Raw genomic sequence first — 23404 nt, forward strand, 5'->3', positions numbered from 1 at the left:
CGGAAGTTGCTCCGGACGCCGCGGTAAACGTCAAGCCCACTTCTCCGTCTCCCGGTGCTGCGGACAGGTCGGCTATCTGTGCCACTGGCGTTGCCGACGCTTCATTCGACTCGCCCGCATACGCTCCACCTGTTACGACCAGACGGAACTTGTAGCCCGTTCCGTTTGTCAATCCCGTTACCGTTGCGCTTGTGGAGCTGGCATCCAGCGTTTCCGCTGTCGCCGCTGTGATCCATGTCGCGCCTCCGTTGGACGACTGCTCCACCGTTACGGAAGTTGCTCCGGACGGCGCGGTAAACGACAGTAAAGCGGTACCATCCTCGCCTGAAGCCGTCAAATCCGTTATAGCTTCACCAGGTGTTACATTCACAACATTAGAAATGCCGGGATATGAACCTCCTGTAATAATCAGCCTCAGCATATAGGCTGTGCCATTCGTCAGTCCCGTTACCGTTGCGCTCGTCGAGTTAGCATCGAGCGGAGCGTCCGTTGCCGCCGTGGTCCACGTCGCACCTCCGTTCAACGACTGCTCCACCACTACGGAAGCTGATCCGGACGGGGCGGTAAATGACAGATGAGCCTGCTTGTCCCCCGCTGTGACCGTTACATCTTCCACTGAACCGGACGGAGTCGCGCTTACAACGTTGGAGAGGCCTGGTTTTAAACCTCCAATTACATTGACACGGAATGTGTAGAAGGTTGCATTGTTCAGCCCAGTCACCGTTGCACTAGTTGAACTGGCATTTAATGGTTCCGTAATGGAAGGAGACCAGTTCATACCTCCGTCAATCGATTGCTCCACAATAACAGAAGTGGCTCCTGTCGGATTTTTGAAGCTCAAAACAGCCTTTTCTTTTCCTGCAACTGCCTTTACGCTTGTCAAAGGAAGTTTAGCGTAATAAACCCCAAGGTTGGTGGATGTCGTAGATTTATAGTGGAAATATACGTTGTCTTCCTGATCTAAAGCTACCGATATGCGATTTACATCGTCAAGAAAATTTGCCCCTCCGACATACTCCCACGCACCGTCAATAAATCTCATAACGTTTGCTTTATAGGAATTAGCCCCAAATGCTACGTAAGGTACGTCTGCGCTGTCCAAATTAAACGACATGAACGTATCTGCCGCAGGAGAGAATCCCTCAACGCCCAAAGTTTCCCAAATTCCGCCTACAAAACGTTTGACAGTCAACCTGCTGGATTGGCTACCGTCTATAAAATCTACGTATGGAATATTATCAGATGATAATTTCAGTTTTACGGTATAGTTGGAATTAACGCCTGTTCCCACAGCCGTACCGACCATGTCCCAAAAACCGGCACTATACTGATACACTTTAACCTTGTTGCTGTCAGAGCCGTCAACAAAAGCAACGTACAAGGAGTTGTCCGAACCAATCGCCATTGATGGTGATACGGTACTGTTGTTCCAAGGCAATACGCCCAAGTTTGTCCAGGTTCCGTTCACAAGATTTGAAACGATCGTTTTGGTTGATTGTCCAAAATCCGTAAACGCCGTCACCGGATTATTTTGAGAGTCAAACACTAAATTCTGATAATAACCATTCGCTGTAGATATTCCCGCGTTTCCTACACGCACCCACTCGCTGCCATTTAATTTCACAATCTCAACCTTATTACCGGCGCCAGTGTTGTTAAAAGCAAGATGAAGCGTATTGTCATTGTCAAAAGCGATTTTAACCATATCATTCGCCCGCATTGTAAACGAAGCGGGCGAAGCGATAACGTCCTGCCAGCTTCCGAATTCATACTTTTTAACATTAATCGTGCTGCCTGAAGCAAATGCAACATACGGAACACCGTTGTTGTCGAGAGCCAGACTGTTATGCGTACCGTTTGCGAACCCGACTGATCCTACCGGCTCCCAGGCTACCGCAGCATGTGCTGTTGTTAATCCAGCAAGCGATCCTAGTGCCAAAGCAATACAACACAACCATTTGATCCCTATCAACAGTAATTTTTTCATAACTGATACCACCCCTTTTGAATTCCTAGAACTTTCCTAACACTTTCCTAACCGCTTATGACCTCCTGCTGCGTAAAAATTATGTTGTCTACAATTTAATGACTAGGCCTTTATTCCTTATTTTCGGTATTGAATTCAGAAAATTTTAGACTAAAGACCCAAATAAAAAAACCTCATCTAAATGAGTGAACTGTGCCCCGTAAAATAGACACTTTGAAAAGAGGTCATTTGTGTTTATTCGAGTTAATGAGAAAAGAGTGAGGTATGGTAAGACGAGGGACGTTTCGAAAGTTAGCCGCCGTAACAGCGTACCAGGAAGGGAAGGGCAAACCCCTATGGAGATCTTTCTCCGAGCAAACTTTGAGATCCCACGTCATGGGGACAAATAAGCCGAAGCACTTCCTCAAACGTTTGCGACATACCTTTACATGAGCCGACCACCAACAGGTGAAATGTCTGCAGAGGAAAAATTGCTTTGCCATTGGTGGAGCGAGCGTTGGAGAAATGGATAGAACGGCTTGACGGCAACTTTTACTTTATCAAAGGCAACTACTAATTTCCATTTTATTCAAGTTAACATTTTCCCCCTTCAAGACCGCCCGCCTCTTTTTAAATAAAAAAGAAGCCGCGCTTCGCGGCCTCTCCCAAAATCTATCATTCCTCAACGGAAACCATACTGTCCCGCCTTAACATGCCGACTGCCAAAACAACGAGCAGCAAGAGCAGAAACACGATGGAATAGCGGAAGATTCCTGCATAGCCGAACATCTGCACAACACCCCCAAGCAAGACCGAGCCAACAGCGATACCTCCGTCCATGCGGATAAGAAAGCGCTGTTCGCGGCTCCGCGTCGGTCCGGCGACGCTCTTCCGACCGTCCATGCCATAATGGACGGCTGCGCCGATCCAAAGGACGTTACTCCAGGGACAATCGCCCAGCCGAAGCTCCTTCCACATTTTCCTTCAGATAGACTTACGATTTAAAACGGTCCCCGTGTTCCGACACCCACTGAGCAAAGGTTTTGGCCGGACGGCCCGTAATCTGCTCAACGGTTGGAACGACGGTATAGGCGGATTGAGGAGGGTTGGCATGCCAGCCGATCACAAAGTCGATTACATCCTCCTGAGCTCCCTTTTTCCGCATCCGTTCGCGCGCCTGCTCCTCCGTGAGCTCGACAAACTTAATTTCCTTTCCGAGTACCGCGCTAATTGTGCGGACCTTTTGCGGAATGGTCAGCACCTCAGGACCGGTAATATTATAGGTCTGCCCCGCGTGACCGCCGTGAATCAGCGCAGTTGCAGCCACGCTGCCGATATCCGATGGGTGTACCATAGCATCCAAAGACTGTTGAAACGGTTCACTCACAATCCCTTCCTCGCGGATAGAATCGACCCAAACAAGCGCATTGGACATAAACTCAGGCGCTGGCTGGAGAAAAGTCCACTCCAGGCCACTGGCTTCCACGGCCTGCTCCACAGGACCGTTCACACCGCTCCACAACACCGTTACCCGGCGTACTCCGGCCTTTTCCGCCAACTCAACAATTTCCGGCCCTGTTTGCAGCGGACCATATCCGTCGCTGTTAAACGTAATTAAATGCATTGCGGTCACACCGTTAAATGCCGGCGCTAGAGATTCCGGCACCGCAAGATCGCCATATACGACCTCGACTCCCTCCGGAAAATCCGTCCTCTCGGGGTGGCGCGTCAGCGCCCGCACCTGCTGACCCGCTCCCACAAGATGCTCGACAACATAACGGCCTACATTTCCGCTTGCTCCCGTAACTAAAATGGTCATCATTCATCCTCCTATGTTAAACCCACTTATCCCGGTTTTCCTTCATCGTCTTGATCTGCTTTTCCAGCCGCTGCTGCACTTCCTCAATGGCCTTCTTCTGTTCATTAACCTCATGTAATTTAGCTTCGTAATGCTGCAGCAGCTCTGCGCAGTATTCATCTTTTTTGCTACTTGGCGCGGATTCGTCCTTACCGGAAAGATCGCAATGTATAACGGCTTTGATCTGCTCCGTTGTTAAACCTAATCCAAGATACATCTGAATCGTACTGACTAAGTCCACAATTGATTCGTCAAACTCGCGATAGTTATTGTCTTGACGAGCAGCCGTAAGCAGCCCTTTCTTTTCGTAGTAACGGACGGATCTGGCGCTGGCTCCGGTTAATTTCGCTATTTGACTTATTTTCATTGACGGCCCTCCCTTCGTTTCCATAATTAACCTCATCATAAAGTATGACATTAGTGATAAGGTCAAGAGCTTTTTTCAGCCGTCTGGAAAAGAAAAACCGGGCTCCGCCAGAAGTACCCTGACTAGCCCGGCTTCATAAACAGCCTGCGTTTAAATGTGTTCAGACGGATTAATAATGGCGAGCACCTGATGATCCTCCCATTTTCCGTTAATTTTCACATTGCTTCGAGCGATGCCCTCTTTCTGAAAACCAGCCTTCTCCAGCACGCGGATTGAACCTGGGTTGCGGGGAGATGCTTCTCCGGTTACCCGGTGGAATTTCAGCTTATCAAAGGCATATTGAACGACCTGTTTCAGAGCTTCCGTCATATATCCTTTGCCGTTATAGGCCTGATCCAGGCTGTAGCCGACCATACAGCTTTGAAGCACTCCCCTTGCCACAAAGGACAGATCGATGCTGCCTATTACCCTATCTTCCTCCTTAAGGCAGATCACAAAGGAATACCTCCGATCCTCCAGCGCATCATTTTTGCTCTCATAAATCATTTTGAGCTGGTAAGGCTCCGTATAAAATTCCTCAGCATTATGCGGCGAAAACTGCTGGAAAAACTCCCGGTTGTTCTTGTACATTACCGTTAATGGCGCGGCGTCTCTCTCTTCAGGGAAGCGGATGTATACGCGTGGCTCCGACATTTATATCAGCCTTTCCAACTTAGATCATGAGAGAATTATAGCATAGACAAAATTATATCTGCCCGTGCATTTCCTGTTTTACAGCGACCGCGCAAGCCGAAAGCCGAGATCGTCAATATAAAACGTCGGATGGCTGCGGCGGCGGCATGTCGCACCGCATCCTCTCGCTTCCTCCGCCCAGCTGCCGCCACGGAAGATTCGATACGTACCGTAGACGTTTGCATCATACACGTCCCAGCACCACTCCCAAACATTGCCCAGCATGTCGTAGAGCCCCCACGCATTGGGCTCCTTCCTGCCTGCCTCTTGCACCTTGCCCTCGGAATTTTCCTGATACCAAGCGATGTCCTGCAGCTCTCCATACCGGTATCCGTCTGTTCCCGCTCTGCAAGCAAACTGCCACTCGGCTTCCGTCGGCAGCCGAAATCCATTCAACTCTCGATTCCACACGACCGTATTATCAACCGGATTTACCGTGTAGCATTCCTGTAGTCCGGATTGCCTGGAAAATAAATTACAAAAGGCAATTGCATCCTGCCAGGACACTTCCGTAACAGGCACTTTACCATCCTCGCCAAGCCGGTCCTCCTGATGCATGATGGAGCAGAATAAAGCTTTTGTAACGGGAATCGGCGCAAGCTGAAAAGCCTCAATCCGTTCTGTCCACAGCTTTTTGATCCGGTCATCCCTTAATTGAACCTCTCCCGCAGGAATATTCACCATCGGGTATTCGGCTTGTTGACGCCATGCATATGACACTCCGGCTCCTCCATTCAAAACTTGACTATATAATCCATCATCGGTGACATCCATTCCATTTCAAGACGACGTTTCTCAAGGTATATTTATGTCCGAAACAGGTACGCAGGACAGCAAATTCGCTTAAATACCTTACCTTTGGAGGGATAGCATCATGTCTGATCATTTATCAGCTCCTATGGATCTAAAGCTTAGAGACGTCGAAACCGCCAGTAGAATGATGCGCCGATATTACCGCACTGTAAAAGAAACGATGCGGGCCATGGCCGGATATCTCCCTGCTATGCGCTGGTGGCCGGGCAAAAAATTGCTGGCTCGACACATTTGGCTGGATTCCTTACACGCCGATATGCTTCGGTTGCGGACGCTGGATTTGCGGTACCCGCGAGTGGATGTTGAGGACAACGCCGATGTGAATCTGCTTTTTACCTTGGAAAAAATACCGACGGCTCCCACCGACGAGCAATTTTTGCATTCCGTTTATGAAATAATCAAACCTTCTATGATTAAGGCGCTTAACGAGTATTTGGATGCCTCCGACCCCCTCGACGATGCGCCAAGCCATCTTTATTTGAAGAGGGTCATCGATGAACTCAATATGGAGCTGCAAGAATACGATAAAATCATGCGTGAATCCCCAGGAGCAGCGAATGCGGACGAACACGGAGAGTGGATAACTGCCATTAGCGGCGCTCTTTCATCCTGCGGCGGCTTCCACGGACCAGACCAGCCGATTAATCCGTCCGCTGCTTCTGTTCTCGAAGGCCTCGTATACGAGCTGCCGATGGAGGGAGGCCGGGACGCTTCCTGGATGCCGGCCGTTACGCAGGTATCGCCCAGACCTGCCAGAAACTTCACCGAGGAGCAAATTGCCGCAGCTGTAGATCATGCCAACGAGGTTTGGGCTTCTGAGACCCCGGCCGCTCTGATCTGGGAATATAAAAATATGCCGTGGGAGCTCTACCATGGCGCGGCAAGATGGTGTTACGACGAAATCCGCCATGCCATGATGGGCGTGGAAAGACTGACCGATATGGGGCTCGAAGTAGGGGTTGATTACCCGATGGTGCCGGATCATTGGCGGGCTTTCCGCTCAAGAGGCGTAAGGCATTTGCTGCTGCTGCTTCATCGGCTGGAGCAAGGCGGGCCCCGCAACAAATCAAGCATGAAAACCAAATTTATGGAAAAGAACGACCTTGCCGCCGCGCAGGATTGCGACTACGATTGGGCGGATGAGTCCGGTCACATCTCCTACGGGGTTGCCTGGCTGAAGGCCGTATTCCCGGAATGGAGCAAGCAGCAAACCATTGACGAGGGCAACAATATAGCGCAAGAGTGGAGCGCCTGGATCGGCAGCCATCATGTCAACGGAACGCATGGGTATGAAGGTTTCCTGGAGCGGATGGATAAAAAGCTGGAAGCTCTCGGTCTTGCTCCGGACAAATAAAAGAAGAGCGGGCTCCTGAATTAAATCGGGAGCCCGCTTTTTACGTTGCCTTTTGCTAAATTCAAATGCTGTCGCGGAACTTCTTCGCCGACATACCGGCATATTTTGTGAACAGTCGAGAAAAGTAGTATACATCCGTATATTGGAGCGCCAACGCAATTTCTTTAATGCTTGACGTTGTGTTTACGATCAGCTTTTTCGCTTCATTAATTTTCAAGCGGTGAAAATATTCGTTTAACGGGTAGCCCGAATGCTCCTTCACTAACCGGCGAAGCGTTGAAACGGATATGTTATGTCTGCGGGCAATCGCTTCGGCGTCAATCGGATCATAAAGGAGTTGGGCGAGATCGTCGATCACATCCAGGTTTTTACTCGATTTATGCGAGTTAGTGTCTGTCATCAATGAAAGCTCAAACAGCAGAGACTCCAGCTGAAGCGCGGCACGATCCGCATTGGCGGGAACTCCGCTTTCTAAGAGGGAGGCCAACGTTTCCAGCTTTCTGATCCAGGCAGGATCGGCTCCGACCTGCAGCACCTTTCCCTTTTGGACCAGGCCCCTCTCCTCGAACTCCGCGACCCGGCTCCCGATCATATCGACATAGTACTCTTCCCACGAGCCGCCTTCCAACGGTCCGTAGTTGAATTTGCTGCCGGGCCATACAAAAAATAAGCTGCCCTTCTCCACTTTCTGAATCGGTTCGTCGTTCACCTGGTAAGTGCCGCTGCCGTCTGCGATATAAGCCAGCGCAACATCATTAAAGATAGAGTCGCTCCTGCGGGAAATCCGGCCCGGAAGATGCCCCATTCTGGGGATGATAAGGCTTTGCAAGCTCAGCCTGCTGCGGTCGACCAGAAGCTCAACCAATCGGATTGGCAATGGACTGATTTGTTGATCAATCGTTTTATTCATCGAATCCATGCCTCCTCGATCACTGCATCGTTAAGTTCAATTATAGATGCAAAAAATAGAATTTCACAACAAATGCAACAGACTAATCGTAACGGAAAACACACAGAGAACAAGGGCCGGAACTGCTTTTGTAAAAGGATCTTTGGCGACAACGATAAGAACAAAAGCCGCAACTATCATAGTACCCGCCAAGAGAGCTCCCGAGATAACAGCCAAGACCGGAAACCAAATACCAACAACCATGCCGATAGCAGCTGTTAGTTCAATCAAACCGGTTAAGAAGTTGAACATGGGTGGCATTCCAAATCGTTCAAACTCGGCTGCCATTTTACCGGATATAATTTTAATGCCCGTAAACATAAAGAAAATCCCAATAAGTATTTGTAAAATAGTGACGGCCATGCAGCTACCTCAATTCTTGTTTTAATTTCACTTACATGCTATAGCATATAAATGCAGGAAGAATCAAATTATTCGTCTCTGACACTGTCATACAGTTTATTTAGAATAACCGTTAACTCCTGCTTTTCATCCTCGTTCAAAAACCTCGTCACATGATTATGCGCCCCGATGACAATCGGCTCAATCTTTGCTTTGAGCAGGACACCTTTCTCGCTTAAATATAAGTTATGGGAGCGTTTATCCATCTCATTTAATTTCCGATCCACGATTTCCTTTTTTTCAAGAGAGTGAATCATTCGTACAACTGTAGTCTGATCCCGATCGATTGCTTCGGCAAGCTCCTTTTGCGTTGTTGCTCGAGCTCCATCTAACACGCTAATAATTCCCCACTGCTCAGGCGTTATTTCGTACGGCTTCAGTTGTTTGGTGAAAAAATTAGTCAGTTTAACATCAGTACGGTTAATCAGAAACCCCGTTAAATGATGAAGCTCCATAACCAGCCTCCAATTTATATGCTATACCATATAAAATACTAAGCGGATTGTTTTCTGTCAAGCCAATGTAGCGGCAATCCTCGTTTGAGGATTCATTATTTTCGGTCCACAAAAAAAGAGCAGACGCCAACTGCGGCAATCTGCTCCTGCCTTACCTTAAATCCGTCCGATTGCCGTCTGCCGTGGAATTAGTAGAGATTCCGAGAGACTGTCCGCTGTTGCGATTGGTTACAGCATAAGTTTTGTTGTGTTTACCGCTGCTGCGGGAAGCGTGCTGTTTAGCGCAGCGCAATGCTCCACTCTTGACTTGCCCCTGCTGTTTGCAGCCATTGAACAAGCGGCGTCCCGGCTAGCTGCGACTGATTTTGCACATCCAAATAACTTTTCGTCTTCCGATTGATTAACGTGTACGTTCCGTTATCGGACTTATTAATTTGCCATTGTTGATTCTCTTGATTGTCAGGCGCCGCCAAAATAACTTGAACGCCATTGTCTAACGAATCCCCATTCAAGGACAAATACTTATTGCTGGCCTGATTGACGATGTAAAAATAGTCGTTAGAGCTTTCTGCCGAAACCAATTTCCAAAGTTGAGACCCGTCATTCTTTGGCGCTGCTTGCTCGGCGTTAGCTCCCTCGGCGGTTCCTTGAATCGATAAGGCAAGCCCGCTGTTTAGGTTTGTCATTGTATAATACCCGTTAAAATCCCAGGCATTATCCGATCCCGTTACCGTTCCGGCTGCCGTATCAATCGTCAGGTTATCGTAGTAGCTGTAAGTAAAGGAAGTGTTAGAAGTAAATACGATTGGAGCCCACACATATTTGGATTGCGGTACTCCTCCGCCCCAGGAAGGCCCCCACCGGTCCCCCATGTATAGATAACTGACGACATTGTTGCTGGAATCCCGTACGGGCAGAACAAATCCCGTTTGCGAATCATAATTGTTGCTGTTCCCCACATCCGTATTTGTGGACCATTCTCCAGCGAAATCTGTCGTTGTCGCATATCTTTGCTGATTGGCATTCCACCCGGAGGTTGTAGAGCTCAGCATAAAATACACGCCGTTACGCTTAAATATTGCCGGAGCCTCGCGGTAAAGCCCCTCAAATATCGTATTCACCTTGCTATCTACATTCATGTAATCATCCGTAAGCTTGAAAATGTTCATGGTCGAGTTCCAGCTGTCTGGCTTCGTCGGAGAGGAGGAGGAGGAGAAGAGGTACGCATCCCCGTTGTCGTCCTGGAACAGCGTCATATCGCGGGAGTCATAAGCGACCCCGTTTACCGTCGGCTGAAAGCTTCCCGTATATGTATAATCACCGTCGATCGTATCGGAATAAGCGACAGCTACCCGGCCTTCCGAATAGTTAATGCCATTTTCTTTATGCATCCACATCACGTACTTGTTTGTCGTGCTGTTGTAAATCACTTTGGGCCGTTCGATGTAAGCAAGCGCCAGCTCCGGAGCCGAGTTCCGGGTAAGCACATGGTTTCGAAATTCCCAGTTTTTCAGATCGGTAGAGCGATAGACAGACACATAATATTGATTGTCGCTGGTCTCTGTGCGGTTTTCACCAAACCAGTAATAATAATTTCCCTCTTTTAATACGGCGCCTGCATGCGCTTGAACTAGATTGTTATCCAAGTCCGTAAACTGAACCCCATTGGATACGGAAACAGGTGCGGCGGATAGGATACGCTTGTTATTCATCGTGAACCTCCTTGCAATAATTTTAATGTAATCGGATTCATGAATTCGAACTTGTCATGTAAAGGGGGACGTTTTGTATCGTAATGAATCCGCATTATAGTGTCAATAGACTACATCTTGATAAAAGATGGACATTTTTTCAATACTTCGCAGGCTCCTCCATAACCTATAAGCAGTCTTTGTCACTTGATTGAATGCTTCTTTAACAAAGTAGCCGCCTGGTTACACGTTACGAAAAAACAGCGAGCATGTTCAAGGCTTTTTTGACGTTGCTTTCCATTCGGTTTGGCTCAAATGAGTTTGCGTACAGACTCAAATAACCATTTTTCCTTTACACTTTTCGCCAAATAAAAAAAGAAGCAGTCGCCGCAACCTCGGCAATCTGCTCCTGCCTTCAGTCCATCCGATTAAATAACCGAAAAGCTCCAATTTTGATTGGCCGACCCCGATACCGTCCACTGAATGCTGTTTCCGCCGTCCGCTGTTGTACCGTTGTTCATGCAGAGCACTTTACCGCTATTGCGGTTTTTGACGATAAAATAACCGCCCCCTGCATCCATCAGCTGCCATTGCTGGCTCGTGCTTGTGCTGCCAGCCGCTTGAACCACTTGCACGCCGTCTGCTGTTGATGACCCGGCCACATCCATGAATTTGCCGCTGTTCACATTTTTAATTTTGTAATAGCCTGCTGAGTCATATACAAATTGCCAGGCTTGGCTTGAAGTTGTGCCGGACGGGTTCTGAATAACCGCTGCGCCGTCCGTTGCCGCATTGTTCGAAATGCCCAGCGATTTACCGCTATTGCGATTCGTAAGCGAATAGGTCTTGGTCAGGTCGATTGCCGCAACTTCCGAGAAGCTCCAATTTTGATTCAATGAGCCCGTTTCCGACCACTGAATGCTTAACGCGCCATCCGCCGTAGAACCGGCATTCATAGCCAGCACTTTGCCGCTGTTGCGATTTTTAATTTTATAATAGCCGGACCCTGCATCTACCAGCTGCCATTGCTGATTTAAACCGCCCGTTTCAGTCCAGAGAATATTATTCGCTCCATCCGCAGCCGAAGCTCCTGAAATATCCATGAACTTGCCGCTGTTGACGTTTTTAATTTTAAAATAACCGGCGCCCGCGTCAACGAATTTCCAGGCCTGGCTTGCAGCTCCAGTATAGCCTCGCTGTTCAATGCTAGCGCCATCTGCTGTGGAATTAGCAACGGTTCCGAGAGATTTTCCGCTGTTGCGATTGGTTAGAGCGTACGTTTTTGCTGTGTCTACCGCTGCTGGCGGAGGCGTGCTGCTGCTCAGCTCCATGCTCCACTCTTGACTTGCTCCTGCTGTTTGCAGCCATTGAACAAGCGGCGTTCCGGCCAGCTGCGACTGATTTTGCACATCCAAATAACTTTTCGTTTTTCGATTGATTAACGTGTACGTTCCGTTATCGGACTTATTAATTTGCCATTGCTGATTGTATTGACTGGCCGGCGCCGACAGAATAACTTGAACGCCATTGTCTAAAGAAACCCCGTTCAAGGACAAATACTTGTTGTTAGCCTGATTGACGATGTAGAAATAGTCGTTAGAGCTATCTACCGGAACCAATTTCCATAATTGAGACCAATTATTCGCAGGCGTTGCTTGCTCGGCGTTAGCTCCCTCAGCGGTTCCTTGAGTCGATAAGGCAAGTCCGCTGTTTTGGTTTGTCATTTTATAATACCCGTTAAAATCCCATGCATTATCCGATCCTGTTACCGTCCCGGCTGCCGTATCGATCGTAAGGTTATCGTAGTAGCTGTAAGTAAAGGAAGTGTTAGAAGTAAACACGATTGGAGCCCAAACGTATTTGGATTGAGGTATTTTCCCGCCCCAGGAAGGCCCCCACCGGTCCCCCATAAACAGATATGTGACGACATTGTTGCTGGAGTCCCGTACGGGCAGAACAAATCCGGTCTGCGAATCATAATTGTTGCTGTTCCCCACATTCGTATTTGAGGACCATGTGCCGGCAAGATCCGTCGTTGTCGCATATTTTTGCTGATTCGCATTCCACCCTGAAGTCGTGGAGCTCAGCATAAAATAAACGCCGTTACGCTTAAATACTGCTGGAGCCTCACGGTAAAGCCCCTCAAATATCGTATTTATCTTGCTATCTACATTCATGTAATCGTCCGTAAGCTTGAAAATGTTCATGGTCGAGTTCCAGCTGTTCGGCTTCGTCGGAGACGATGCGGAGGAGAAGAGGTAAGCATCCCCGTTATCGTCCTGGAACAACGTCATGTCGCGGGAATCATAAGAGACTCCGTTAACCGTTGGTTGAAAACTTCCCGTATACGTATAGTCACCGTCGATCGTATCGGAATAAGCGATAGCTACCCGGCCTTCCGAATAGTTAATGCCGTTTTCTTTATGCATCCACATCACGTACTTGTCTGTCGTGCTGTTGTAAATTACTTTGGGCCGTTCGATGTAAGCAAGCGCCAGCTCCGGAGCCGAGTTCCGGGTAAGCACATGGTTTCGAAATTCCCAGTTTTTCAGATCGGTAGAGCGATAAACAGATACATAGTATTTATTGTCGGCGGTCTCCGTGCGGTTTTCGCCAAACCAATAATAATAATTTCCCTCTTTCATTACGGAACCTGCATGCGCTTGAACCAGATTGTTGTCCGAATCCGTAAACTGGACCCCATTAGGTACGGAAACGGGTGCAGCAGATACCGCCTGTGCAACACCAAATAGGCAAAAGATTGTAAACAACGAGAGCCAAAATGGTTTTTGGATTCGTTTGTTATTCATTATGATCCTCCTTGAATAAATTTTAATGTAAGCGGATTCATAAATTCAAATCATGAGTCTTTCACTTCCTGTGCCCTTAAATCCCTCCTTTGCTCAAAAATATGCCGGGTACATCATTCAATATGAAAAGGGTTTCATGATTTGAATAGTAATGAATCCGCATTATAGCGTCAATAGAAAATATTTTGAAAAAAGATGGATAATATTTCGATACTTTCAGTCTGATCCAAGCTATTTTTCATCCATTAAAAAAGGAAGCAGCCGCAGCGGCGACTTGCTTCCTGAATGTTAATCCTATCGTGAGATCAGCAGCCATTAACCGCCGGAAGCGCCTAATTTAACCGATGAACCATCTCATACTGATTTCCGCAAGGATCTGCAAAATAAACGGCATAATAGGTTGGGCTTATCGGAAATTCACGGGTTCCGTCGGTAATCGTTCCGCCTGACTCCTTCACAATTAATGCAATCCGGTCCACCTCGGCCCGGTCCTCACCCCAAAATCCAACCAAATTACGATTTGGCACATGATCCGGATCTTCCGTAATCGCAAAATAAGCGGCGGATGGCAGCTCACCGTCAGCAGCGAACACTTTCCAGTTCTCGCTGTGGAAAGTCCGGGTAAATCCTAGCGCTGGGAGAAGCTTTTCGTAAAACGGCAGCGCCCGCTCCAAATGATTCACCCGCAGATCGATGTGGCTGAATTTGTTCATTTACTCTCATCCCTTCTCGTATGATTCGGTTATCCTTTGACCAATCGTGTTCAAAACATCTTCCCAGTGATGCTTCATTTAAGTTCTTTTCTCACGAACTCTGTTCAATAAAAAAGGACGCTCCCGAGCTTTCGCTTGGGCAACGTCCTTATGTAATGAATGAAGCCAAACTTACCTTTTGTCCACTTGCAGCAGAATCACGTTTTTAACCGTAAACGTATCTTTGATCTTCTCCTCGGTAATCACATTCAGCTTGATCAGACTCGCAATTTTGGAGGTGTCCGGCTTGGAGAGCATGCGCCATACCTCAGAGTCAGGCAGCGCTTCGTAAAGCTTGTTGTCGTCATACTCCCTGCGCTCCTGAAGCACGAGCTTCACCTTATAGCTCCCTGCTTCCAGCTCCGTTGCGCCCTGCTCTGTCATATGATTTAAAATCTCACTGCGCAATTCGGATAGCTCCTGCTCGATCTCTTTTTGCTTCTGCTTCAGCTGAAAATATCGTTTTACTTTAAGGTCCAAAGGGTTCACTCTCCTCTAACACCATACTTATGCGGAGGAGGTTAATTTGTAGGACCGGATGTTGAATTATTTACTGAAACAAGGATATGAGCTAAAAGCCGCAAGGAGTGCCCGTCCATGCGTGAAGAAACCTCATTATTCAAAAGTAAATCTTTGCATTCACATCATTTAATGCGATAAACGGATCGGCTAAAAGCATTGCCTTATTTTCTCTTTCACTATATTTTATAGTGTTTAACCATTCAACTAAAGCATTCGCATCATAGTGAAGAGCATATTTAATTCCGTCTTTAAACGTCCAATATTTGTGATCAACCTTCCTATCGTATAACCATGTTAAAAATTCTTCTCTTAATTCTTTGATATTCTCACAAATAACATTTTCACACTCTATATATTGTTGGAATTGTGCAAAATCCACTTCGATTATTATTTTATCCAATCTCCTTTGTCCCATAATGCTCCACTACCCAATAGCTGTACCTCCTTGCTAATGCTCCAGTCGCAAATGCAAATTGAATCCACATAATCCTGAATACAAGTTCAGTATTTGAAATTAAAGGTAAAAAGTGTAATCTCCTCATTCGGAACAGGAGGACTTCCATTTACGTTGATTGATGTATTGCTCACCCCACTCGTCCAATTGGTCAAATATTGATTTCAGCGTCATTCCAAATTCACTCATTTCATAGACAACTTTTGGCGGTACTTGATTATAAACCGTACGAATGATGATGCCGGCTTCCTCCAATTCTCGAAGTTGCTGAGTTAACATTTTGTGTGTAATATCGGGAATTTGCTTTTTTAATTCACTCGTTCTCTTGGGTCCGGATCCACAGTTTAAGTGACATAAAATTAATAATTTCCATTTCCCTCCTATAACCTCCAGTGCCGCTTCGGCAGGGATGTTAAACGTTCGTATATTCTGCATTTTCATGGAATAACCCCCTTAAATGGATTGGTTAGAATAGGTACTTTTTGGTGCCTATATTACCTTTTAGTTCCTATTGTACAAAAAAGTGCGTTCTTCCTTTTTTTTGCATCCCATAAGATAATCTTATCGTACCTCATTCGAGGTAAAAAAGTGGAAAATGGAAGGTGCCGACTATGAAAATCTTGACCGTTGTTTCGCACCCTAGGGTACAATCCTTAACCTTTTCGGTTGCAGATAGATTTACACAGGGCCTCACTGATGCGGGACATGAGACGGAAGTGCTTGATCTGCATCGCAGCGGGTTTAATCCTGTATTGTGGGAGGCCGATGAACCCGATTCGTCATCTGAAAATAAGATCTACTCCCCCGAGGTTGAGACAGAAATCGAACGAATGAAGCAACACGATGCTCTCGCCTATATTTTTCCTATATGGTGGCACAGTTTCCCAGCCATGCTAAAGGGATACATCGATCGAGTTTGGAACAATGGTTTTGCGTACGACTCCAACAAACTGCATCATAAAAAAGTATTGTGGATTGGTCTAGCATCGGCTCCAAAAGAACACTATGAGAAGTACGAGTACGACAAAATGATGAGCCATCACCTTAACATCGGAATTGCCGGTTTCTGCGGAGTCTCTAATAGCAAGGTTGAAATATTGTATGACACTTTGAATTCAAGACCGGAAACTTTCGAAAAACTCCTGGCGCAAGCGTATCATCTCGGACTATTTTATGACAACGATTTAAAGTCCGTTGCTCAATAATTCATTTTTCGCGAAGCCATTCTCCCCACGAGAATGGCTTCGCTTATTTTAAAATAGATTTTGAAGAAAACTGCCAGTTAGCTTAACTGACCTGTCTTCCAGTAGTCCAACCGAAATCACTAGTCGATCTTTCTATTGATGGCACAACTTGTACTCACAGCCACGAAAGATAATCTGCTCCTGTTCCTTGCCCTCTGCCTTCTTTGATGAATCTATAAACCTTTGGATTACACTTTGCCAAGACGAAAATACCCCTTTAAAAGAGAACAGGGCTACCCGAAGGCAGCCCCGTTTGGAGTCATAATGTTTCAATTCTATAGACAGTAGAAAAGCTCCTAGTAGCAGTATTGCCGATTGCGTCAGTCTACTACTTTATTTTCCAAGTCTAACACTTTATTTATCAGTCTAATACTTTATTTTGTTTAGACAGAATCATGATGTTATTCCCAATCCCTACTCCACCGTCACGCTCTTCGCCAAGTTCCTTGGCTTATCCACGTCGTTGCCTCTTGCGAGGGAAGCGTGGTAGCTGAGTATCTGGAGCGGCACAACCGACAGAGCCGGCGTGAGCAGCGGCAGCGTGCGAGGGATGGAGAACACCTCGTCGACGGACTTCAGCACTTCGCCTTCGTAGCCGGCGTTGGCAATGCCGAGGACATGCGCGCCGCGCGCCTTTACTTCCTTGATGTTGCTCAGCGTTTTTTCGTACAGGTCCTCCTGCGTCACCAGCGCGATGACCGGAATACCATCCTCGATCAGTGCCAGCGTGCCGTGCTTCAGCTCACCCGCCGCATAAGCCTCGGAGTGGATGTAGCTGATCTCCTTCAGCTTCAGCGAGCCTTCCTGAGCGACAGCGAAGTCCAGGCCGCGGCCAATGAAGAACAGGTTGTCATGCTTCGACATCGCTTCGGCAACCGTTTTGAACAGCTCTGCCTGCTCCAAAATGCTTTCGACCTGCTCCGGCAGCTTGTGCATCGCTGCGACAATCTCCTCCACCTGCTGCGCCTGCGCCATGCCGCGCTCTTGGGCCAGATAAAGGCCGAGCAGATAAAACGCAATCAGCTGAGAGGTGTATGCTTTCGTCGAGGCGACGGCAATTTCCGGCCCAGCCCACGTTGTAATGACATCATCCGCCTCACGGGCAACCGAGCTGCCGACAACGTTCGTAATCGCCAGTACGCGCGCGCCATTGCGCTTCGCTTCGCGCAGAGCCGCCAGCGTATCCGCCGTTTCGCCGGATTGGCTGACAACGATGACGAGCGTATCCGGCGTAATGATCGGCGAGCGGTAACGATATTCCGAAGCTACATCCGTTTCAACCGGGATACGAGCTAGGCTCTCAATAACCGTTTTGCCAACCAGACCGGCATGGAACGCCGTGCCGCAAGCTACGATGTGGATACGGGAAATGCCGCGAAGCTGCTCGTTCGACATGCCGATTTCCTTGAGTACGACCGATTTTCCGTCTTCGCTGATGCGGCCCATCATCGTGTCGCGGTAAGCCTTCGGCTGCTCATGGATTTCCTTGAGCATGAAATGCTCAAAACCCGCTTTTTCAGCGGTAACGAGATCCCAGTCGACATGGAATATTTCCTTGGAAATAATGTCGCCGTTCGTCGTCATCAGTTCGACACCGGAGCGCGTCAAAACCGCCATTTCGCCATCGTTCAAAATATAAACGTTACGCGTGTATTCCAAAATGGCCGGAATATCCGAGCCGATAAAGTTCTCGTTCTCACCGATGCCGATGACCAGCGGACTCGCAAAACGCACAGCTACAAGCTTTGTCGGCTCATACTCCGTCAGTACGCCCAGCGCATACGCACCTCTCATGCGTTTTACAGCGCGCTGCACAGCGGTGACGATGTCGCCATGGTACTCATCGGCAATGAGATGTGAAATGACCTCGGTGTCGGTTTCCGACACGAAAATATGCCCTTTAGCGGAAAGCTCTTCCTTGAGATCCAGGTAGTTTTCGACAATGCCGTTATGCACAACCGAAAACTTGGAGCTGTTGTCCGTATGCGGATGGGAATTCACGTCGGAAGGCTTGCCGTGCGTCGCCCAGCGCGTATGCCCGATGCCGACCGAGCCTGCAATCGGCTCGTTTTTCAGCTTATCCTCCAGCATCGCCAGACGGCCCTTGGATTTGCGGATCTCCAGCCCATTGTCCGTGAACACGGCAATGCCAGCGGAGTCATAGCCGCGGTACTCCAGCTTTTTGAGACCTTCGATCAGAACTTCCTTCGAATCCCGGTTTCCGATATAGCCAACGATTCCACACATAAAAATAAACCTCCGTATGCGGCTGCAAGCCGCTACGGTCAAGATGCCCTGAATGATGGCTATTCAGCATATTTAATTAAGCCTTTGGCCCACAGCCAAGGCATCCGACCGCATAAAGCGGCTTGCCCGCTCTTCTAAGTTAATAGGATACATTTTATCAAGCCGTCTCCCTGATCGGGGCAGCAAAATGAGCAAAGCCGATAAGCGGCTGACTATGACAAATACAACACGGGTACGGCAAAGCCGAGTCCCGCCCTCAAGCCTATTCAAGCATGTGTGCCATTCGTTTGTAGAACCGGTTGCCCGCGTCCTTTTGCGATAATGGCTGTCGATGTCATGCTTCACCGGAAGGTCCCCGCCGAATAATTCGAACACCTTCACCTCGTCAGCTTGTTTCAGCGCGCCGGTCGTCCAATTCAATCGCCTCTTGCGAAACGATCGCTCCGCCAAGCCTCGGCTTTAGCCCTCAGGCTGCCGCTGGCTATCCGCCGGAGCGCGGCTCAGATGAGCCGCTCCTCAAGTCCCTCTCCCGCTTCGGAGCGGAAGGGCCGGTTGGTAATTCCACGCTGTTGTTATACAAGCTCTGGCGCTTATATTGCGGAGTAACCTCTATCCTCACTTTCCTTCTGGAATCACAATACATTCTATCATATTCAATGAAGCCGCCGAGCGCAACCTAAATTTCCGGAAAATGCTTCCTTGCGCTGCCTCGCCCCTAACCCCGGTGCTGCAACGTCATTAACCTTTGGCCTTTACCCATGAAACACAGCTCATTCAAACCATCCTTCATACAGAAAAAAGCGGAACCAAAACCAAGCCGGAAGAAGAAGAATCCGCTTTGCGCCTTCTTCAATACGGCCTAGCTTTTGATTCCGCCTCCAATATTCCGATTAAACTCGGCCGTATTAGCCGAGCTCGGATTTTACAACATGAACGATCTCATCGACATAAGCCGCAACCTGTTCCTTGTCCGGACCTTCCGCCATGACACGAATGAGCGACTCCGTACCGGATGGACGGACGAGCACTCGGCCGTTGTCGCCAAGCTCCTGCTCCACCTTCTGTACCGCAGCGAGAATAGCTTCATTGTCGTTATACAGCGACTTGTCGGCTACACGTACGTTAATAAGCACTTGCGGATATTTGCGCATCAGCCCTTTAAGCTCGCTAAGCTTACGGCCGGATTTCGCCAGCGTATCCGTCAGCTGCAGCGCGGTCAGAATGCCGTCACCTGTCGTATTATAATCGAGGAAAATAACGTGCCCGGACTGCTCGCCGCCCAGGTTAAAGCCGCCGCGGCGCATTTCCTCCATAACATAACGATCGCCGACAGCGGTGCGGGCCGTTCCCAGACCAAGCCCTTCCGCCGCTTTGAAAAAGCCGATGTTGCTCATGACCGTCGTAACGACCGTATCGTTTTTGAGCGTCCCGGCACGTTTCATCGCATCTCCGCAGATGCACAGGATGTAATCGCCGTCGACCTCTTCGCCGTTTTCGTCAATGGCAATCAGGCGGTCGGCGTCTCCGTCAAAGCTCAAGCCAAAATCCGCCCCATGACGCAGCACTTCATCACGCAGATATTCCGGATGTGTGGAACCGACGCCATCGTTGATGTTGCTGCCGTTCGGCTCCGCACCAACAGTGATGATCTCAGCACCCAGCTCGCGGAAAATTTGCGGCGCAAGCTCGTAAGCGGAGCCGTTAGCACAGTCGAGCACGATTTTAAGGCCGTTAAACGACGATGATACCGTGGTTTTCAGGAAATCAAGGTACTCGCGCTTCCCGCTCTGATGGTCCTCGACCGTTCCAATATCTCCGCCAATCGGACGCGGCAGCTCGTCAGTCTCTGCGTCCATGAGACGCTCAATCTCAAGCTCTCTTTCATCCGACAGCTTGAAGCCGTCGCCGCCGAAAAATTTGATGCCGTTGTCCTCGACCGGGTTATGCGAAGCGGAGATCATAACGCCTGCATCCGCGTTCAGCTTACGCGTCAAATAAGCGACAGCTGGCGTTGAAACGATCCCAAGACGAACAACGCTTGCGCCAATGGAAAGCAGTCCGGCAATAAGCGCGGATTCCAGCATTGGCCCGGAAATGCGCGTATCCAATCCAATAACTACCGTCGGTTTATGAGCTCCAGCAGTAAGAACATACCCGCCGCAGCGTCCGATTTTATATGCAAGCTCTGGTGTGAGCTCCTGATTTGCTACCCCGCGTACTCCGTCGGTTCCGAAATATTTGCCCATGAATTCATGCTGCCCCTTTTCTGTATGAGTTGACCTCAGGTTCTTATAAAAGTAACTTGCAGAATTAATCATCCAGCTCATAAAAGATATTTAGGTTTAAAAGTTGATGCCGTTAATAAGGCAGCGGCTTCATTTATCCAGTTAATTGAATAAGACGCCAATCCATTCCATGTTTAGCCTATCTTACGCCGAGTAGCCCCGTAAAGGTTCCGCCTAAGTCGTATTGCCGCCAGGAGGTTCAGTTTCGATGTTTCCGCTGTTTCCCGGCTCTTCGTTGGAATCATTCCCATTGTTCCCGGGTGCGCCCGGTGAAGGACTTGGAGAGGGAGAGGGAGACGGAGGCGGCGATTCGTCTCCGCCATCCGGCTGCGTCAAAGTCGGTTCGCTGGCGGTCAGCTTTACCGTTACAGTCGGCTCATCTCCCACTGCTTCCACATAGTTCGGCAGCGTCAGCTGCAAGCGCACCTTATGCGAGCCTTCCTTTAAATCCTGCATGTTGGCAACAGCCCTAATATCTGCCGCCGTTATGCTCTCCAGCTCGTCCTTTGTGCCTCGAACCTGAACCGTAACTGTGCTGCCAGCTGGAGCCTCCAGCTTTGCATCCAGGTTGCTGCCGACATTTTCGAACGTAACCGGAACCTGCAGCGTCTTCAAATCGGAGGAGGACAGCGTAACCGACACCTTTACCTTGCTCGGCTCCACCGCCTTCATCCCTTCCGGCGGCAGCAGCTCCAGCTCGACCTCGCCGGATTCGCGAATCTGCGACAGGTCCACGTCTGCGGCAAGCAGATTAACGTTGTCCAGCTGTCCGCGGTCCCCGTAAACCGTAACTTCCTTAACCGCCGTGTCAATCGCCTGTAAGGACAAACCCTCCGGCAGCTCGCCTTTATACCCGATTTGCAGAGGCACACGTTTGCCAGGCAGCTTAACAGGGACTTCCACATCCAGCGTCTCGGGTTCAATGGAAGCTCCCTTTATTTCATTGCCAGACTTGTCAAAGACGATCATGCGGGCTTTTTTGTCTCGGACCGTCTCCTGCTCACCGTCGACATTGACAAAAATTTTCACCGAGCCGACCCGTGCCAGATCCTGAGCCGGAAGCGTCACTCTCACCGAATCACTCGGCTGAATGATCGGCGCGCCTAATTCATAACCTTCGGCCGGTTTGCCCTGCGTGACAACGCCCACGTCAAAGGTGCCGCTATCCAGCCTGTCAATGACGACCTGAACCTGGGCTGGCGATACCGTTACCAGCTCAATGCCTTTTGGCAGCTTGCCTACGGTAAGCGGAATGGTATACGTTCCCGGCCCCTTGCCGCCCAGATTAACGCTGACCGAATAGTCATCGTCATCGGCAAACGCGAGTGCCGAACGGCTGCCGCGCACCATCACCCTGGCAACACTCGGCTCCACCAGTTTGAGCGCGTATTCGCTCTGGTCAAGCCCCTCTGTCTGGATGCTGATCATATCGATGCTTTTGGTTTCGCTGGAAGCGGTGATGCTATTCTGCGTCGACTCCGGATCAAAATGAACGACGGCCCAGAGCAGAATTCCGATGACGACCGACAATATTTTGACTGCCGTAGGATGGCTCAGCCACTTATCCATTGGCATCCCCTTCTTTCCTTCGACGGAACGAGAAAATAGGCTTGGATTTTGCCGCCTGCCCGTTCTGCTGCGTAAGCTCCTCAAACAGCTTGGAGATGAGCGACTCTTCCTTGATATCCCGCACGATCATGCCGCCAACCGCAAGCGTAACCTGCCCCGTTTCCTCCGAAACGACAATCGACACCGCATCCGTTACTTCGCTGACGCCGATTGCAGCGCGATGACGTGTGCCGAGCTCTTTGCTAATAAAAGGATTTTCCGAAAGCGGCAAGTAACAAGCCGCCGCCATAATCTGCGGACCGCGAATGATGATCGCTCCGTCATGCAGCGGAGTATTAGGCGTGAAAATATTAATAAGCAGCTCCGAGCTGATGCGGGATTCCATTTTGATCCCGGATTCAATGAGCTCACTCAGTCCTGTGCTCCGCTCAAACACGATTAAAGCCCCAATTTTGCGCTTCGACATGAACTGCACCGCGCTAATGAGCTCTGTGATGCGCTCGTTCAGCTGGTCACGGTCAAGGGACGAGCTGCGTGAAAACAGCTTGCCTCTGCCGAGCTGCTCCAGCGCACGCCGCAGCTCCGGCTGGAAAATGATAATGATCGTAACGACACCAAAGGTGAACATCTGGTTCATCAGCCACTTTAACGTGTACAAATTAAACCAGGTGCTGATTGCCCAGGTGAGCACAAGCAGAAGAATACCCTTTATAAGCTGCACCGCGCGCGTCCCGCGCACGAGAAGAATCAATTTATAGATGATATAACTGACGATTCCAATGTCCAAGACATTGAGAATTCCGCTTTGCCAGGTCATTTCTTTGAAAAAGCTCATCTGCGATACCCCCGCCGCTGCCCGCGGTCCCTTTCTCTATGTATGGCCGAAGGACTTCTCCATTCAATCTTTATGGTAACCCTATTCTTTTCTAGGTAT

The 23404-nt window shown here is 49.0% G+C and carries 20 protein-coding genes and 1 pseudogene; 2 read left to right on the forward strand and 19 right to left on the reverse strand.

What is annotated here, in order from left to right; translation table 11 throughout:
• The 6 genes and pseudogenes from M3223_RS23180 to M3223_RS23205 all read right to left on the reverse strand — a co-directional run.
• Window positions 1-1987 (reverse strand): annotated as a pseudogene (locus tag M3223_RS23180) (fibronectin type III domain-containing protein); the annotation flags it as partial.
• Window positions 1988-2641: 654 nt separating this feature from the next.
• Entirely contained in the window at window positions 2642-2944 is a 303-nt protein-coding gene (locus tag M3223_RS23185) for a hypothetical protein (protein ID WP_251566099.1), read from the reverse strand.
• 16 nt (window positions 2945-2960) lie between these two features.
• On the reverse strand, window positions 2961-3785 hold the full coding sequence (locus M3223_RS23190; protein WP_251566100.1) for an NmrA family NAD(P)-binding protein: 825 nt from the start codon (window positions 3783-3785) through the stop codon (window positions 2961-2963).
• A 16-nt stretch (window positions 3786-3801) separates the two neighbouring features.
• Complete coding sequence (locus M3223_RS23195) at window positions 3802-4191, reverse strand: MerR family transcriptional regulator (RefSeq protein ID WP_251566101.1); 390 nt, start codon at window positions 4189-4191, stop codon at window positions 3802-3804.
• A 150-nt stretch (window positions 4192-4341) separates the two neighbouring features.
• The gene (locus M3223_RS23200) at window positions 4342-4884 is read right to left on the reverse strand and encodes a GNAT family N-acetyltransferase (RefSeq protein WP_251566103.1); all 543 of its coding nucleotides are present in this window, start codon (window positions 4882-4884) and stop codon (window positions 4342-4344) included.
• 78 nt (window positions 4885-4962) lie between these two features.
• The gene (locus M3223_RS23205; RefSeq protein WP_251566147.1) at window positions 4963-5607 is read right to left on the reverse strand and encodes a formylglycine-generating enzyme family protein; all 645 of its coding nucleotides are present in this window, start codon (window positions 5605-5607) and stop codon (window positions 4963-4965) included.
• A gap of 190 nt (window positions 5608-5797) precedes the next feature.
• Here M3223_RS23205 and M3223_RS23210 point away from each other — a divergent pair, with 190 nt between their 5' ends.
• Entirely contained in the window at window positions 5798-7090 is a 1293-nt protein-coding gene (locus M3223_RS23210) for a DUF455 family protein (protein WP_251566105.1), read from the forward strand.
• A gap of 61 nt (window positions 7091-7151) precedes the next feature.
• On the opposite strand, the gene M3223_RS23215 is transcribed toward M3223_RS23210, so the two are convergent.
• From M3223_RS23215 to M3223_RS23255, 9 genes are all read right to left on the reverse strand, one after another.
• A complete protein-coding gene (locus tag M3223_RS23215) occupies window positions 7152-8000 on the reverse strand; it encodes a helix-turn-helix domain-containing protein (protein WP_251566107.1) in 849 nt (282 codons plus the stop codon).
• A gap of 63 nt (window positions 8001-8063) precedes the next feature.
• Window positions 8064-8402 (reverse strand): DoxX family protein, encoded by a 339-nt coding sequence (locus M3223_RS23220; RefSeq protein WP_251566109.1) that lies wholly within the window; start codon window positions 8400-8402, stop codon window positions 8064-8066.
• A 68-nt stretch (window positions 8403-8470) separates the two neighbouring features.
• Window positions 8471-8896 (reverse strand): MarR family winged helix-turn-helix transcriptional regulator, encoded by a 426-nt coding sequence (locus M3223_RS23225; protein WP_251566111.1) that lies wholly within the window; start codon window positions 8894-8896, stop codon window positions 8471-8473.
• Between the two features lie 278 nt (window positions 8897-9174).
• Window positions 9175-10608 carry an RICIN domain-containing protein gene (locus M3223_RS23230; RefSeq protein WP_251566113.1) on the reverse strand — a complete coding sequence of 478 codons (1434 nt, stop codon included), beginning with the start codon at window positions 10606-10608 and terminating at the stop codon, window positions 9175-9177.
• Between the two features lie 407 nt (window positions 10609-11015).
• Complete coding sequence (locus M3223_RS23235; RefSeq protein ID WP_251566115.1) at window positions 11016-13397, reverse strand: RICIN domain-containing protein; 2382 nt, start codon at window positions 13395-13397, stop codon at window positions 11016-11018.
• A gap of 332 nt (window positions 13398-13729) precedes the next feature.
• The gene (locus M3223_RS23240; protein WP_251566117.1) at window positions 13730-14110 is read right to left on the reverse strand and encodes a VOC family protein; all 381 of its coding nucleotides are present in this window, start codon (window positions 14108-14110) and stop codon (window positions 13730-13732) included.
• Between the two features lie 171 nt (window positions 14111-14281).
• Window positions 14282-14629 carry a hypothetical protein gene (locus M3223_RS23245; RefSeq protein ID WP_251566119.1) on the reverse strand — a complete coding sequence of 116 codons (348 nt, stop codon included), beginning with the start codon at window positions 14627-14629 and terminating at the stop codon, window positions 14282-14284.
• A 139-nt stretch (window positions 14630-14768) separates the two neighbouring features.
• On the reverse strand, window positions 14769-15071 hold the full coding sequence (locus M3223_RS23250) for a hypothetical protein (protein WP_251566121.1): 303 nt from the start codon (window positions 15069-15071) through the stop codon (window positions 14769-14771).
• 138 nt (window positions 15072-15209) lie between these two features.
• Window positions 15210-15566 (reverse strand): winged helix-turn-helix transcriptional regulator, encoded by a 357-nt coding sequence (locus M3223_RS23255; protein WP_251566123.1) that lies wholly within the window; start codon window positions 15564-15566, stop codon window positions 15210-15212.
• Window positions 15567-15736: 170 nt separating this feature from the next.
• Here M3223_RS23255 and M3223_RS23260 point away from each other — a divergent pair, with 170 nt between their 5' ends.
• A complete protein-coding gene (locus M3223_RS23260; protein WP_251566125.1) occupies window positions 15737-16330 on the forward strand; it encodes an NAD(P)H oxidoreductase in 594 nt (197 codons plus the stop codon).
• Window positions 16331-16783: 453 nt separating this feature from the next.
• On the opposite strand, the gene glmS is transcribed toward M3223_RS23260, so the two are convergent.
• The 4 genes from glmS to cdaA form a co-directional block, all read right to left on the reverse strand.
• The gene (gene glmS, locus M3223_RS23265; RefSeq protein WP_251566127.1) at window positions 16784-18616 is read right to left on the reverse strand and encodes a glutamine--fructose-6-phosphate transaminase (isomerizing); all 1833 of its coding nucleotides are present in this window, start codon (window positions 18614-18616) and stop codon (window positions 16784-16786) included.
• A gap of 905 nt (window positions 18617-19521) precedes the next feature.
• Window positions 19522-20862, reverse strand: coding sequence for a phosphoglucosamine mutase (glmM, locus tag M3223_RS23270; RefSeq protein ID WP_251566129.1), 1341 nt, complete (start codon window positions 20860-20862; stop codon window positions 19522-19524).
• Window positions 20863-21075: 213 nt separating this feature from the next.
• Window positions 21076-22470 (reverse strand): CdaR family protein, encoded by a 1395-nt coding sequence (locus tag M3223_RS23275; protein ID WP_251566131.1) that lies wholly within the window; start codon window positions 22468-22470, stop codon window positions 21076-21078.
• A complete protein-coding gene (gene cdaA / locus M3223_RS23280) occupies window positions 22463-23305 on the reverse strand; it encodes a diadenylate cyclase CdaA (RefSeq protein WP_251566132.1) in 843 nt (280 codons plus the stop codon). The genes M3223_RS23275 and cdaA overlap by 8 nt, the downstream gene beginning before the upstream one ends.
• Window positions 23306-23404 lie beyond the last annotated feature (99 nt).

Source organism: Paenibacillus pasadenensis, from assembly GCF_023715725.1.
GTDB classification, from domain to species: Bacteria; Bacillota; Bacilli; order Paenibacillales; family Paenibacillaceae; genus Paenibacillus_O; species Paenibacillus_O pasadenensis_A.